Source organism: Enterocloster clostridioformis (assembly GCF_020297485.1).
Classification (GTDB): Bacteria; Bacillota; Clostridia; order Lachnospirales; family Lachnospiraceae; genus Enterocloster; species Enterocloster clostridioformis.
Genome location: NZ_JAIWZC010000001.1, coordinates 253,130 through 268,069 on the forward strand (window position 1 = coordinate 253,130; position 14,940 = coordinate 268,069).

At 48.4% G+C, this 14,940-nt stretch carries 12 protein-coding genes and 1 pseudogene; 8 read left to right on the forward strand and 5 right to left on the reverse strand.

Annotation, left to right across the window (positions count from 1 at the left end; all coding sequences use genetic code 11):
* Positions 1-45: 45 nt before the first annotated feature.
* From aroA to aroF, 3 genes are all read right to left on the reverse strand, one after another.
* Positions 46-1,326: a 3-phosphoshikimate 1-carboxyvinyltransferase gene (aroA, locus tag LA360_RS01125; RefSeq protein ID WP_022201712.1), complete on the reverse strand. Its 1,281-nt coding sequence runs from the start codon at positions 1,324-1,326 to the stop codon at positions 46-48.
* Positions 1,327-1,354: 28 nt separating this feature from the next.
* A complete protein-coding gene (locus LA360_RS01130; RefSeq protein ID WP_022201711.1) occupies positions 1,355-2,488 on the reverse strand; it encodes a prephenate dehydrogenase in 1,134 nt (377 codons plus the stop codon).
* A gap of 137 nt (positions 2,489-2,625) precedes the next feature.
* The gene (aroF, locus tag LA360_RS01135; RefSeq protein ID WP_022201710.1) at positions 2,626-3,648 is read right to left on the reverse strand and encodes a 3-deoxy-7-phosphoheptulonate synthase; all 1,023 of its coding nucleotides are present in this window, start codon (positions 3,646-3,648) and stop codon (positions 2,626-2,628) included.
* A 453-nt stretch (positions 3,649-4,101) separates the two neighbouring features.
* Between aroF and LA360_RS01140 the strand changes: the two genes are divergently transcribed.
* Complete coding sequence (locus tag LA360_RS01140; protein ID WP_138262788.1) at positions 4,102-4,323, forward strand: hypothetical protein; 222 nt, start codon at positions 4,102-4,104, stop codon at positions 4,321-4,323.
* Positions 4,324-4,580: 257 nt separating this feature from the next.
* Positions 4,581-4,916 (forward strand): transposon-encoded TnpW family protein, encoded by a 336-nt coding sequence (locus LA360_RS31770; RefSeq protein ID WP_412221855.1) that lies wholly within the window; start codon positions 4,581-4,583, stop codon positions 4,914-4,916.
* Positions 4,917-5,209: 293 nt separating this feature from the next.
* Here the strand turns inward: LA360_RS31770 and LA360_RS01150 are convergent.
* Positions 5,210-6,596 (reverse strand): annotated as a pseudogene (locus LA360_RS01150) (transposase).
* A gap of 174 nt (positions 6,597-6,770) precedes the next feature.
* On the opposite strand from LA360_RS01150, the gene tnpA reads away from it, so the two are divergent.
* Both tnpA and LA360_RS01160 read left to right on the forward strand, forming a co-directional pair.
* Positions 6,771-7,241 (forward strand): IS200/IS605 family transposase, encoded by a 471-nt coding sequence (tnpA, locus tag LA360_RS01155; RefSeq protein WP_057571327.1) that lies wholly within the window; start codon positions 6,771-6,773, stop codon positions 7,239-7,241.
* 131 nt (positions 7,242-7,372) lie between these two features.
* The gene (locus LA360_RS01160; protein WP_057573163.1) at positions 7,373-9,169 is read left to right on the forward strand and encodes a recombinase family protein; all 1,797 of its coding nucleotides are present in this window, start codon (positions 7,373-7,375) and stop codon (positions 9,167-9,169) included.
* Between the two features lie 392 nt (positions 9,170-9,561).
* Here LA360_RS01160 and LA360_RS01165 read toward each other — a convergent pair whose 3' ends face one another.
* Positions 9,562-10,818 carry an IS110 family RNA-guided transposase gene (locus LA360_RS01165; protein WP_057572861.1) on the reverse strand — a complete coding sequence of 419 codons (1,257 nt, stop codon included), beginning with the start codon at positions 10,816-10,818 and terminating at the stop codon, positions 9,562-9,564.
* Between the two features lie 311 nt (positions 10,819-11,129).
* Here LA360_RS01165 and LA360_RS01170 point away from each other — a divergent pair, with 311 nt between their 5' ends.
* The 4 genes from LA360_RS01170 to LA360_RS01185 all read left to right on the forward strand — a co-directional run bounded on the left by LA360_RS01170 (position 11,130) and on the right by LA360_RS01185 (position 14,851).
* Complete coding sequence (locus tag LA360_RS01170) at positions 11,130-11,339, forward strand: hypothetical protein (protein ID WP_057573162.1); 210 nt, start codon at positions 11,130-11,132, stop codon at positions 11,337-11,339.
* Between the two features lie 8 nt (positions 11,340-11,347).
* The gene (locus LA360_RS01175; RefSeq protein WP_057573161.1) at positions 11,348-11,683 is read left to right on the forward strand and encodes a plasmid mobilization protein; all 336 of its coding nucleotides are present in this window, start codon (positions 11,348-11,350) and stop codon (positions 11,681-11,683) included.
* 64 nt (positions 11,684-11,747) lie between these two features.
* Positions 11,748-13,151: a relaxase/mobilization nuclease domain-containing protein gene (locus LA360_RS01180; protein WP_057573160.1), complete on the forward strand. Its 1,404-nt coding sequence runs from the start codon at positions 11,748-11,750 to the stop codon at positions 13,149-13,151.
* Between the two features lie 125 nt (positions 13,152-13,276).
* Positions 13,277-14,851 carry an IS1182 family transposase gene (locus tag LA360_RS01185; protein ID WP_112483217.1) on the forward strand — a complete coding sequence of 525 codons (1,575 nt, stop codon included), beginning with the start codon at positions 13,277-13,279 and terminating at the stop codon, positions 14,849-14,851.
* Positions 14,852-14,940 lie beyond the last annotated feature (89 nt).

The following is a 14,940-nucleotide window of genomic DNA, read 5'->3' on the forward strand; positions in this document are numbered from 1 at the left end:
ACCGCATCCATCCCCAGAATGAGCCGGAGCGGATGCGGTTTCAGCTTAACCCTGCGCCAGCCTCTTTAAATCGCTGTAAAAGCCGGGATAGGATATATTGACACAGTCAGCGTCCTTTATCTCTGTGATGCCATCCGCACACAGCGCAGTGACAGCAAATGTCATGGCAATACGGTGGTCTTTGCGGCTGTCGATGACAGCTCCGTGGAGAGGAGCGCCGCCCCGGATAATCATTCCATCCTCTGTCTCGGTCACGTCAGCGCCCATGGCAGTCAGTCCCTGGACCATGACCGCAATCCGGTTGGACTCTTTTACCTTTAACTCTCCGGCATCCCGGATTATGGTCTCACCCTCTGCTAGACAGGCCATGGATGCGATGACAGGAAGCTCGTCAATCAGGGTAGGTATGACGGCGCCGCCTATGACGGTTCCATGAAGGCTGCCGTGGCGTACAAGGATATCGGCTGTTTGCTCTCCTGTTCCTCCGCTTACATTCAGCAGTTCAATGTGCGCTCCCATATCACGGCATACACGCAGGATACCGTCCCTGGTAGGGTTGATGCCCACATTGCGTATCAGAACTTCCGAGCCGGGCACCATAAGGCCTCCGGCGATGAAATAGGCGGCAGAAGAAATATCTCCCGGAACCATGACCTGATTGCCATGGAGTTCACTGGCAGGCTTTATGACTGCCGTGGTTCCTTCGGTGGATACCTGGGCGCCAAAGAGCCGCAGCATCAGCTCAGAATGATTTCTGGACACATACGGTTCGGTTATGCTGGTGGGGCTGTCTGCATATAAACCAGCCAGCATAATGGCGGATTTCACCTGGGCGGAAGCTACCCTGGAGTCATAGTGGATGCCGTGGACCGGGCCTCCCTTGATGAACAGGGGAGCACAGCCATTGCCTTTTATGCTGGTAATATGGGCGCCCATCATGGTAAGGGGGTCCATAATACGCTTCATGGGCCGCTTACAGATGGATTCGTCACCTGTGAGAGTTACGTCAAATTCCTGGGCGCAGAGGATTCCGGATATGAGACGTGTGGTAGTGCCGCTGTTTCCGCAGTCCAGGATTTCCCGGGGTGCTTTCAGTCCGTGCAGTCCGCGGCCGTGGACCAGCACCTGTCCGCCCTTATTTTCTATATCAATGCCCATCTTCTCAAAACATGCAATGGTAGACAGGCAGTCCGCTCCCTGGAGGAAATTGTGTATCTCCGTAAGCCCTTCTGCAATGGAGCCGAACATGACGGCCCGGTGGGAGATGGATTTATCTCCGGGGACCCTGATTTCTCCCTTTAAATGGGATGCTCTTTTCAATTCCATAATCTGTTACCTGACCTTTCTCTCCGGATTACATGCTAAACATCTCGTATTTGTATTTGTCCAGCCTCTGCCATGCGGCTTCCATGGAAGCCTCGTCATAGAAGGCGATTTTCAGTGCCCCCTCACCACGTTCGCGGTTGTTGTTGATACCGATATTCTTAATGCTGATGCCTTTGGCGGCCAGGATGACGGATATGGTGGAAATGGCGCCCACCTCATCGTTTACATCCACGGTGAACTCATAGGACGGTTCCACGGATCCCTTGGCCTTGTCTGTAATGGAATTGCGGTAATCACGGGAGGTCTCAAACAGCCTGTAGATATCCTGTCCCTTATGTTCTCTGATTTCCTCCAGCACCTTGTTTAAAGATGCGATGTATGCTTCCAGTATGTCCGATATTGGCTCCACATTGGTCATGCATATCTGTTCCCACATCTCAGGGGAGGAAGAGGCAATTCGGGTGATATCCTTAAAACCGCCTGCTGCCACCTGCTTCATGGTGCCGTCTGCTGTGTCGTGGTCCTTAATCAGATTCACAAGGCTGGAAGCCACCAGATGGGGGAGATGGCTGATGGCAGCCACCACCTTGTCGTGTTCCCTGTAATCCAGAACAAGGGGAATGGCGCCGATGGCTTTTGCCACCGCCATGATGCGTTCTGCATTGGGGCTTAAAGCCTGCGGGTGGGAACTGTTCTTTCCCTCAGGAGGAGTGACGATGTAGTAGGCATTTTCCAGGAGATGGTCCGTAGAGTTCTCATAGCCGGTCTTTTCCGAGCCAGCCATGGGATGGCCGCCCACAAAGCAGTATTCCAGGCCCTGGCGTCTGATTTCCTCATGGATGCCGCATTTTGTGCTTCCCACGTCTGTAATCAGGGCGCCCTGCTTCAGGTAGGGCCGTATGGCGGAGAGATAGCCCGCGTTGTATTCCACCGGGGTGCAGAGGAATATAAGGTCGCATTCACGCAGGTTCTCATCAATTCCATCCAGAATCACATCCACGATTCCTTCCTGCCGGGCCTGCTCCAGACGGGAGCGGGAACGCATGTAAGCCATGATGCGGATATCCGGCCGTGTTTTTCTGATAGCCCGGGCAATGGAGCCGCCTATAAGCCCCAGTCCGATGAATGCGATGGTGGAATCGGTCATGGTTATTTTTTCCATATTGGTATCTCCTCCTGTAAATGCGGGAACCGGATGCGCCGTATTTAAGATATTAAAAGCGGATGCCGTAACGGCCGGGGACGCGCATCGGGCATATGTAAAAGCACTCCCTGAAGTGAGAGTGCCGTAAAGTTCTGTTACTGTGCCTTAAAGGTCCGGCCTGACAGCTCTGCGTAAGGAGCCAGGTCCTTCATCAGCTGCTCAAAGGCATCAAAGGTCAGAGACTGGGGACCATCGGACAGTGCCTTGGCAGGACAGGGGTGGACTTCAATCATAAGGCCGTCCGCTCCGACTGCAATGGCTGCCTTTGCCAGGGGTTCCACATAGGCTCTGACACCTGTGGCGTGGCTGGGATCCACGATGATGGGAAGGTGGCTCTTCTGGCGGATGACCGGAACAGCGCTGATATCCAGGGTGTTCCTGGTGGAAGTTTCGTATGTGCGGATGCCGCGCTCACACAGCACAATATTGGGGTTGCCCTCGGAAATGATGTACTCGGCAGCATTGAGCCATTCGTCAATGGTAGCACACAAGCCGCGTTTTAACAATACGGGAGTGCCGGATTTGCCAGCCTCCTTTAACAGTTCAAAGTTCTGCATGTTTCTGGCGCCAATCTGCAGCATGTCAACATACTTCACAGCGGACTCAATGGCATGGGCGCTGGTGACTTCGCAGATTACATTGAGGCCCGTGGCTTCTCTGGCAGCCTTCATGTATTTAAGCCCCTCCTCCTCTAGCCCCTGGAAGGAGTAGGGGGATGTGCGGGGTTTGTAGGCACCGCCGCGCAGGAAGGTGGCTCCCGCCTTTTTCACCGCGTAAGCGGTCTCCAAAAGCTGGTCCAGGGATTCAATGGCGCAGGGACCGGCCATCACCGTCATGGTGCCGGGACCGATGTGGGTGTTGCCAACCGGAATCACGGAATCCTCAGGATGGAATTTTTTATTGACCAGTTTATAAGATTCCGTGACAGCCACTACCTTGTCAACGCCTTCGCTGATTTCGATGTTGGTGTCCAAAAGCTTGGTCTTGTCGCCTACCACACCTACAATAGTAACCTGGGAACCCTTGGACAGATGGGCTGTGAGCCCCTTGGATTCAATCAGGTTTGTTACCTTTTTCACCGCTTCATCAGAAGCATTGGGTTTCATAATGATAATCATAATTCAGTACTCCTTATGCAAATTTATAAATATACAGATTGTATGGACCATAGTATGTATTCTTCAGAATGATTCATATGCAGTAATAGTGTAAGCGACTCTGTCTGAAATGTCAATACTTTATTACTTTAAACTTTTACACTTTTAAGCGAAGATGAAAAATACGACAACGTATTATCATCACATTTGAAATATGAGAATCCTTTGTGCCCTGTTATTCAGCAATCAGGTTCCGCAAATTGGTATAAAGATGTATGTTGTAAAGGGTGAATATGAGATTTCACCTAATACAACATAGCGGCTTGCTCGTTTGTGGTGAATGAGAGCGCTATGGGAGGGGTGATAGCAATAACACACAGCTTCGAGCGTCAGCCTGACGCTCGAACCCGCTTGACGTGAGGTGCATTTTGCACTTCACGTTACTGCGGCGGTTCAAAGGCGCAAAATGCGCCTTTGAAAATCAGAAATGCAAAATGCACTTCTGATTTTGGCAACATCGTGGAAAAAATGTCCGCCACGTTGTACCAGGGACCAAGTTTGCATTTTGCAATCTTGATCTTCCTGGGAGGTGGCGGCGAAATGTGCCGCTACCTCCTTCTGCTGGTGCCGAACATTTTGACCGCCACCAATCAGAACGAAAATTTTTCGTCCTGGTTCTGGTCAGCGGCACAATGACGCAGGCCAAAGACGCAAACGGACAATTTGTCAACAACGTGGCCGACAAAATGTCGGTCACGTTGGTAACTATCCAATCTTGCATTTTTGCAATTTTTTCGAGGGTGACGGTCAAATCTTGCATTATCGCCATATTTTTGCGGTCATGGCCAACTTGACCGTATAATAGAGATGGGCGAACAAACTGGGCCGCTCCAAGAAATTTTCAAATTCTTTTTGAAAATGGTTCCGCTTTGCCCCCGGTTTTTCTCCTATTAGTGAGGGGATGCTTTGGGTGCTGTGAAAACCATCGTCCTTTCACGACAAAAGTACATAGGCACAATCAAGCCAGTTTTCGACTGCAAACGACATTATGCAGCCGGAGGCTGGTTTTCTGCTGCCTGGACAAGTCCACCAACATCATATCACGGGTTGCGGCCTACCGCAAGAAAGGAAGGCAAAATATAGCTACAATTCAACCAGCAGCGGAGAACACCGCCATTCTCTACCGGCGTATCGGGTCTACCACCTACAAGGTGCGTGTCCATTTCAGCGATACCGCCCAGGAAACCATGAACGACAAAATTCTGCATTTAATCAAAAAGAGGGTTTAATTCCCCGCAGCTTGCTGCGTAACAAACTTTTTCAAGACATGGAGGAAGTGATATACTAGAGGAATAGGTAATTGCGAAACAAGTAGGAAATCTTGATTCCAACAAGACAAAAATCTGGCATAGCCGGATTTTCGGGAGGTGTGTGTAAAAAACAGGATTTTCGGGTGCGAAAATAAAACAGATACGGGTATCTGACAGTAAAGGAATATGAACCACGGATACTTATGCGATCAAAGGTTTCAAGCTGCGGATATATTGATGTTTATGGATTTTATCCGCAACCATTACGGTAATCAGCTGGGCAATTCCGGCAAGGAGCAAATCCGCATGGAGTGTTTTCTCATTCTGTGTTTTACGCCCGGCAACACAAAAGCTGTCCTTAAAGTGGTTAATGGATTTTTCTACATTCACCCGGATTTTATATGTGGAGTCCCATTCTGATGTGCCGCGGATAGTCCCTGGATAAGCACGGAGGTTCTGTTCCGGATAGATGTAGATCATTCTTCCGCAGGAAGATGCTGTACACGGGTTGTCACAATGGCATACGCGTTTGGTTTTCTTTGTAATGTTGTCTCGTTCCCATTTCATTTTGGGACAGACAAATTTCATGGTTGGAAGACCACAGCGCAAATGAGATTTACTTCCTTCCCGTTTCATTGGGAGTGAAGCATCATGCGGGCAACAGGGAATGCCATCAGCATTTACGGTGTAATCGACTCCTTCGATTTTGAGTTTGTTTTTCAGGGGAATATACGCTTTTTCAAAGGATGTTTCCTGCAGTAGGTATTTATAAATCTCGATGGAATCGAAAGCGGCATCCCCCAGAAACGTTTTGGGGTTGATAAGCGGATGTTTCCGGAAGAAATCCTTCAGAGTCGGGATTAGCGCTTTGGAATCTGCAAGGCTTTTGTCCTCATCCGGAGAGTCAGATTTCTTTTCCACGATGATCTCAGGATGGGATACGAGAAAATCTTTGTTGTAAAAGGAAATATGTCTGACGATACCCAGCCCGTTTGTAACGATGCCGAATTTAAAGGCATAACAGAAATGCCCGTTAATGTACATCTGCTGAATCGCAGGATTAGCGGCAGCATGAGGCGGCATGGAACCATAGGCGGCTTTATAAGGGTCAAAGGAATCATCCAGCCCGTTCGCTTTTTTTAAAGATTTTAGCTGTTTGATGATACGGTTGGCGTATTTGGGATTATTTTCTGTTACCCATGCTTCAATACCGGAGGTATCAAAGAGAAGCATAGATGCTTTTTCCTTATCAATCCGTTGGCATATCGGTTCGGTCAGGTCAACCAGCCTGTCAAACATCGATTGTAAGTCCAATAAGAAATCCTGTTTGAAGCGTGTGAATTTAGACGCGTCAGGAACAACATCAAAGCCACAGAAATCCCGTAATTCCTGAGAGTATTTCAAAAATACAATCAGGAGGGAAGTAGTAGGAATCGAGAAAATAAGCTGTAATAACAGAGCCTTGAGCATTGGATAAAGAAGGTGCTTTCTAGGTCTGCCGGTGGCGGCGTGGAAATGGGAAACAAAAGACGTCGGGACAATTTCATCGAGGTTGATGGTTTCATCAAGCAAAGAAAGGAACTCATATTTATCGTTATCAAATTTATTTTGGCAATCGGTAAAAATATCTGCCAAAGAAAGCTGTTTGTATGTTATCATATAGGTACAACTCCTTTCTTGGTGGATTGGTAGATAGTTTCTGGACAATTCTATTTTACCATAAACCAGTGAGGAGTTGTTTTATTTTGTAAGAAAAAGAATCCCGTATTTATATGGGTTCTGGCGTTTCGCAAACGCCTATACTAGAGGAAAAAGGAAAGGAGAAATTGTGTGATGAGTGAAACAATACGCAAGTCACACAATGTATCAGTACTCATGTATCATTTCGTATGTCCAGCAAAATATAGAAGAGTAGTAATAGATGAAGATGTAGATAGGGTAATCAAAGAAACGTGTGAGGGAATTCAGGAAAGGTATGAAATAAGATTTTTGGAAGTAGGTACAGATAAAGACCATATACATTTTCTTATCCAGTCAGTGCCTGCATATAGTCCAAAAAAAATCATCCAAATAGTGAAGAGCATCATAGCCCGGGAGGTGTTCGCGAAATGTCCACAAGTGAAGAAAAAATTGTGGGGAGGAGAATTCTGGACAGATGGCTATTACGTAGCAACGGTGAGTGAACATGGGAATGAGCAAATCATAAGTAGATATGTGAAAGAACAGGGACAGGAAAAAAATTATAAAACAATCTATAAAAACGTAGAGAAAACAAAGCAGTATAGCATATGGGATTATATGTAGAGGTTGCAACCTTCGATACCCCGCAGCTTGCTGCGGGGTAGTTCATTTCGGCGCGGAGCCGTGACAAAGGTTGCTGACTGTGGTACAATAGGGATACCACAAACGAGCCAGCCGCTTGAAGGGAGTTCAACATGAACGAGAAGCGGTTGGAGACGGAGAAGATTACGGCATTATACGAGCGCCTTAGCCGTGACGATGAGCAAATTGGGGATAGTAACTCAATCGTGAATCAAAAGGCCATGCTTGAAAGCTATGCCGCCCAGCGAGGATTTACTAATATTTCCCATTACACGGATGACGGATGGAGCGGGGCTAACTTTGAGCGGCCCAGTTGGAAACAGCTTGTTGCGGACATTGAGGCCGGGAAAATCGGCTGTGTGATCGCCAAGGATATGAGCCGTGTCGGGCGTGACTATCTGCAAACGGGCTTCTATACCGAGGTTCTTTTCAGACAGCATGGCGTTCGGTTCATTGCTATCTCTAATGGTGTGGACAGCGAGGACCAGAGTACGGGGGAGTTTGCCCCGTTCATCAACATTATGAGCGAGTGGTACGTGCGCGATTGCAGCCGCAAGCAAAAAGCACAGTATCAGATACGGGGTAAGTCCGGCAAGCCTGTCACCAACACGATTCCCTATGGGTTCAAGAAGGACCCGGATGAAAAGCACCACTGGCTGGTGGACGATGAAGCAGCGGACGTTGTGCGCCGCATTTTCCATTTGAGTGCGGAGGGAAAAGGCCCTCTTGCGATTGCCAGAATCCTGATGGAAGATAAGGTGGAGCGTCCCTCTTACTATCTTGCCCAACGGGGGCGGGGAACGTGCCAGAGCAAAACGGATATGTCCCGCCCCTATGACTGGACGGATGCCACGATTCGGGATATGCTTGCCAAGCCGGAATATATGGGCCACACGGTTAACTTCCGAGCCTATAAGCCCTCTTACAAAGACAAGAAGATGATTAAGCGTCCGCCGGAGGAATGGCTGATTTTTGAGAATACCCACGAGGCCATTGTTGACCCGGAGACGTGGAAGCTGGCCCAACGAGTACGGCAGACGGTACGCCGGACGGACACCACGGGCGAGGCCAATCCCCTGACTGGGCTGATGTTCTGCGCCGACTGTGGAGCCAGGATGTATAATCATAAGCGGGGCGGCAGGGCATTAAGGGAGGGCTGGAAGCCTGACCCGGAAAGCGGTCTTTATGCTGGCGATAATTATAATTGCGCCACCTATATGCTGACCGCAAAACAGTCAGAACAAAAGTGTTGCAGTCACTATATCTCTACGAAAGCAGTTCGGGCGTTGCTGCTTGACACTATCAGGACAGTCAGTACCTACGCTATCTCTGATGAAAAAGGGTTTATGGAAAAGATTCGCGCCGCCTCCCAGCTTCGGCAGGAAAACGCCGCAAAGGAACTGAAACGCAAGCTGAACCGGGACCGCAAGCGTTCCTCTGAGCTGGATGGGCTGATTCAAAAGCTCTATGAATCCTTCGCCACGGGCAGTCTGACAGAGAAGCGATTCAAGCTGCTGTCGGATGGGTATGAGCGTGAGCAGGAAGAATTGGATGCGGCAATTGAACGGGAACAGGCTGCGCTTGATGCGTTCGCCGCCGATACAGACCGGGCCGGTCAGTTTTTGGATTTGGTCAAGCGGTACGCTGACTTCTCTGTGCTGACCACGCCGATGATTTTGGAGTTCGTGGACAAGATCGTTGTCCACGCGCCGGACAGGTTCAATGGCGAACGGATGCAGGAAGTTGATATTTACCTGAAGTTTATCGGAAAATTCGATGTGCCGCTCCCGGAACCTACGCCGGAGGAATTGGAGGAACAGGAGCGGCGACGGAAGATTCGGGAGAAACAGCGGGAATATTCCAGGCGTTCCCGTGAGAAGAAAAAGCGGGCGGCAGAGGCCCAGGGTTGAATATGCTGCAAAAAGGGGCGGTCTGCGGACCACCCCTTTTTTCGCCCTAAATTTCAATCTATGTGAAATCAGCGAACAAAACAGTATCAGCATAACGCTTTTTCGTGGAAACACGCAACGCCAAGCGGCGAACGCAATACGTCTTCCCCTGCTGGTATTCACCATTTCGCATGACTTTACGCTAAACGCTGAAATTCGATGTGCGCTCCTGTGACCTGGGCATGGTGAACGACCTGCCCGGTTTGCTGGGAGCGTTTTCTATTCCTACGCCGGAGGGCGAACACAATTTAGAAAGGAGTACAATAGGTTGAAAGAAAAAATCAAAAAAAATCGTAACTTAACAAGAGCACCAGTAAACTGCCGCCCCAAAGGATCCTATGGAATAAAGGGTATCAGGCCATAGCAGGAGGAGTAATCATATAGCCTCGTTTCTCTAAACGTTTGATGGCATTTCTGTCATACTGTTCCTGAAATTTCCGGTACATTTCTTCAGGAATAGCGGAATAATCCGTATCGGCAGGATTAAATACCTCCTGCTTTTGGAACATGTGGTAAATGCAAGTCAACACCATGCGTGCAATGGCAATGATTGCCCGTTTATGACCACGACGTTTTTTTATACGGTCATATTTGTATCTGAAGTAAGGGTTTTTACTCTTGATGGCAGCATTTGCACACTGAACCAGCAGAGGCTTTAAGTACACCCCGGCTCTTGAAACATGGACGCTCTTCTTTTTACCGGCACTTTCGTTATTTTCAGGAGCCAGCCCAGCCCAGGAGCACAAACGTTTTGAGGATTTGAATACCGCCATATCCACCCCGATTTCAGCAATGATAAAGGTGGCAGACTGCTCTGTAATTCCAGGAATTGTAGTAGCCAATTCGATAAATTTATGGTAAGGTTTAGCCAGGTCGGAAATCGTTTCTTCGAGAGTGGAGACGCACTCATTGATTTCATCGAAATGCTTTCTGCAGACCTTAATCTTAACGGATTGGTCACGGCGCAGTTCATAACCGATTATGGAGGTTACAACATCATCTGCCTTGTCCTTTGCTTTTTTAAGAAGCAGGGATTTACAGTATTCGGGGTCAAATACCTCACAGGTCAGGATATAGTCAACGATGGCGGTCGCTGATTTTCCAAAGGTATCTGAGAGGACGGATGCAAGGGCAATGTTGGAAACCGTAAGAGCATTCTGTAACCGGTTTTTCTCACTGCTGCGGTGGCCAATCAGTTTCTGCCGGTATCGGAACAATTCCCGAAGCATGCGAATTTCCTTACAGGGGATATAACTGGAAGGAACAATATCAAATTTAAACAGATCCGCAATCCAGGCGGAGTCTTTGTCATCGGTTTTCTGTCCTTTGATAGCCCTGACATACTTGGGGTTAGCAACGACAACGTGACAGGAATCCTCCAGGATATTAAAAATTGGAATCCAGTATTTACCAGTGGATTCGAGGCAGATCTCAGTGCAATTGAAAGAAAGAAGCCATTTTTTCAAAGAATTAAGATCGGAATTGAAGGTGGCGAACCGCTTTTTAACATAAGAAGTAACGCCCCTGTAGTCTGTCAGAGCAATGGTAGCGACAACAAATTTCTTGTGAACGTCCATGCCACAGCAGACAAAGTGTTTGATAGATAACATAAAACAGCCCTCCTAAGTAAAATAGACAGACATTGACTGGCTGTCCAGCAAAGAAAGACCTAAGGAATTGCTTTGACAATGATTAGGTTACGAGCTCAAGGCGTCACTGGTTTGTGCTTGAGAAGACAGCCGACACATGTTTTTATGCGGACTTGATCCCAAATGGAGGAACCGATTCTACTTCCTCCTCCGTGCTCTGTAGTGTATCTGTCTGAGGAGAGTTTAACATCAAAAATAAAATAGTGGAAGCACAAACTTGCTATTTCATAACTGTTTTGTGCCTAAGCGAAGCGAAAGGAATGAGAGTTTTTATGAATATCAGGAACGAAATCAAAGCCTATATTGTCCGGGAGGGCTTCACCATGAGCGAGTTAGTGGAAAAGCTAACGGAGCAATACGGATGGAGTCCCAGCGTCCCGAACCTCTCCGACAAGCTGCGCCGTGAATCCTTGCGCTATAAGGAAGCGGTCGAGCTGGCTGACGCTCTCGGCTATGACCTCGTATGGCAGAAGCGGAGATAAGGGGGATTATGGCAAAAGAGAAGACCAGCGGTATCTATTTCAAAGTTACAGACGAGGAACGGAGCTTAATCGAACAGAGGATGGCGTTGATGGGCGTTCACAATATGAGCGCCTATATTCGGAAGCTGTGTATTGACGGCTACATTGTCCAACTGCAAATCAAAGAGCTGGACGAGTGCACAAAGCTCCTGCGGTACACGTCCAACAATGTGAACCAGATCGCCCGCCGGGTCAACTCCGGCGGCGGTGTCTATCCTGACGAGGTGGACGAAATCTGCGGCAAGCTGACAGAGGTCAGCGGCCTGTTCGGCAGCATATTGGAGCAGTTATCGAAAATCAAATAGCGGTTTGGTGGTGGGCGAAGATTTTTCGTTCACCACCTTTTTCTTTTTGCGGGAGGTTTAGAAAATGGCAACAACACGATTGATGCCGCTGCACAGCGGCATGGGCCGAACCGTGGCCGAGGCCCTGGGCCGGGTGACGGCCTATGTAGAGAATCCAGAGAAAACCAACGGCGGCGATTTGGTCACGGCCTACCAGTGTAACCCGTCTATTGCTGACCAGGAGTTTTTATTTTCCAAACGGCAGTATGCTGCCATTACCGGCAGGGAACGGAAGGACAATGATGTGATCGCCTACCACATGCGGCAGTCCTTCAAGCCGGGGGAGATCACACCGGAACTGGCAAACAAGATCGGCTATGATCTCGCTATGTCGCTGACCAAGGGGAAACACGCTTTCATCGTCTGCACCCACGTTGACAAACACCACATTCATTCTCATATCGTGTTCAACTCGACTGCCATAGACTGCACTCGAAAATTCCGAAACTTCTGGCGGTCCTCATTTGCAATTCGTAAAATCTCCGATATGCTGTGCCTGGAAAATGGTCTGTCGGTGATCTCGGAGCCGAAGCCCAGCCGGGGCAGCTACGGCACATGGTTAGGTGAGGATAAAGCGCCTACCATTAGGGGACAGTTGGAGGTCCTGATTGACACCGCCCTCGGTCAAGGCTGCAAGGATTTTGACAGCTTCCTCGCCGCCATGAAAGCGGCGGGCGTGGAGGTAAAACAGGGCAAACACCTTGCGTTCAAAATTTCCAATGGCAAGAGGTTTCTCCGCTGTGATTCCCTCGGCGTGGATTACTCTGAAACGGCGATTATGGAGCGCATTTCCGGCAAACGGATTGTCACTCCAAGGGCAAAGGCGGCGGTGAAGTCCAAGCCTAATTTGCTGATTGATATTCAATCGAAAATGCAGCAGGCCAACTCTCCCGGATTCGAGCGGTGGGCGAAAATTTTCAATCTCAAAGAGATGGCAAAAACGGTCATGTACTTGCAAGAAAACAATCTGACCGACCTTGGAGAATTGGAGAAAGCCTGTGATGCGGCGGTTCAGAATTTCAACGATTTAGCTGACCGGACGAAAGCCGCCAGCGCAAGAATGAAGGACATCTCCGAACTGCAAAAGCACATCGGCGCTTACGGTAAGACATGGGAGATTTACGCACAGTATCGGAAATTGACGGGCAGGAAAAGGGAGAAATTTTACGAACAGCATAGCAGTGAAATCACGGCCTGTCAAGCGGCCAAACAATACTTTGATTCCCTCGGTTTGAAGAAACTGCCGCCCATGCAATCGCTAAAACAGGAGTATGCCATGTTGAAGGTGGAGAACAAAAAGCGGTATCCAGAGTACAAGCAGGCACGAGAAAAAATGTTAGAACTGCTCACTGCCAAAAACAATGTGGAGCGAATTTTAGGTGTGACAGAAACGGAGAAAAATCGTGACCGCCAGCAGGGGGCAAGATAATGATTTCCCCGCTTCCGGCAGGTAACGGCAGACGCCGAAGGCGGCTTAAAAGGACCGGCGCATTTACGCCGGTCCTTACGGGGGCTTGGGGGCGTCAGCCACCAACAAGATATAATTTATCTGTCATGAAAAACAATACCATGTCTTATTATAGTCCAAAGCAGGGAAGATTTCCAGTATTTCTTGCAGATAGTCTGGATATCTGCGATCCGGTATTGGTATTTGACCAGATCATGGAGGAGATCGGAATAGAACAGTATCTCAGGCCTGAACCATTATACCGCTATGGCAGGCCGAGATATAATCGGGTCAACATGCTTAAAACAATCTTATTCGGCTTTATGGACACGGGATACGCAAGTTTAAGGGAATTGGAGGACCGGTGCAGAACCAATATCCGTTACATGTACCTGATGGATTACGAAACACCCGGTTACCGCTCCTTCGGACACTTTATAAATGATGAAATCAACGGAAAGGCTGAAGATATTTTCCGTGCCGTTATGGAGTATATCCGAAAAAAAGACGCCGTGGATCTGGAACATCTCTATATAGACGGCTCAAAATTTGAGGCAAATGCGAATAAATACAGCTGGGTATGGAAAAAAGCAACGGAAAAATCCAGATACCGGCTGTTTGCAAAGATCACACAGCTGTTGGGTCAGATCAATGAGGATCTGGCCTATACCGGGCTGAAGGTTGAGACGAACACGGAATATACTCCGCAAGGTCTGGAGATGATTCTTGGACGATACGCTTTTCAGTGCCGGATCGACGAAAAAGCGTTTGTCCACGGCAGGGGACACCGAAAGACCAGGGAGCAGAGATATTACGAGAAGCTGAAAGAATACACACAAAAGCTGAAAGAATATGTGAAAAAGATCCGGATCTGCGGTCCAGAACGCAACAGCTATTCCAAAACGGACCATGATGCCACGTTTATGAGGATGAAAAAGGACTACATGGGAAACGACCAGCTGCTCCCGGCATATAACATTCAGATCGGGGTGGCGGATGAATATATAGCGGTCATCGACGTGAAGCAGTACCGCTCGGATATGGACTGCTTTGTGCCGTTGATGGAGAAATTTAGGGAACTGTATGGGTTTTACCCGAAATATCCGGTAGCAGATGCGGGATACGGCTCGTACAACAATTATATTTATTGTCAGGAACACGGGATGGAAAAGTACATGAAATTTCCGATGTACAAAAAAGAGACAAAAGATAAAGAATATCATGAGAACCCGTTTCGTGCGGTGAACTTTAAGCCGGGCCCGGATGGGACCCTGATGTGCCCATGGGGAAAGAAGTTCCATTTTGCATACAGGAAAGCAGTAAAAGGGAACCGATATGGACGCCAGGAAGAGTACTATACATGTGAGGACTGTGGAGGATGTCCTTATAAGGAACAATGTAAAAAGACAGATAAGAACCGTATGGTGTGTATGAACCGGGAGCTGAGCTGTATGCACCAGGAAGTAGTCGAAAACCTGGAAAGTATCCAGGGAGCGCTGCTGCGGATGAACCGTTCGATACAAGCGGAAGGGACGTTTGGAATCATAAAGTATGACCGATGGTACAAACGTGTGGTAAGAAGAAAGCTAAACCGAGTGAGTCTGGAAATATATTTGGTATCAATAGGCCATAATCTCTATAAATTCAGGAATAAAAAGAAAAGGGCTGCTGTTGCGGCATAAAAAAGAAGGGCCCGCTTTCTGTGGGGGTAAGGGGGAGGTATATGCTTTTTTAGGAAAGTAACAGACTTCTGGATCAAAAAGTGGGAGGG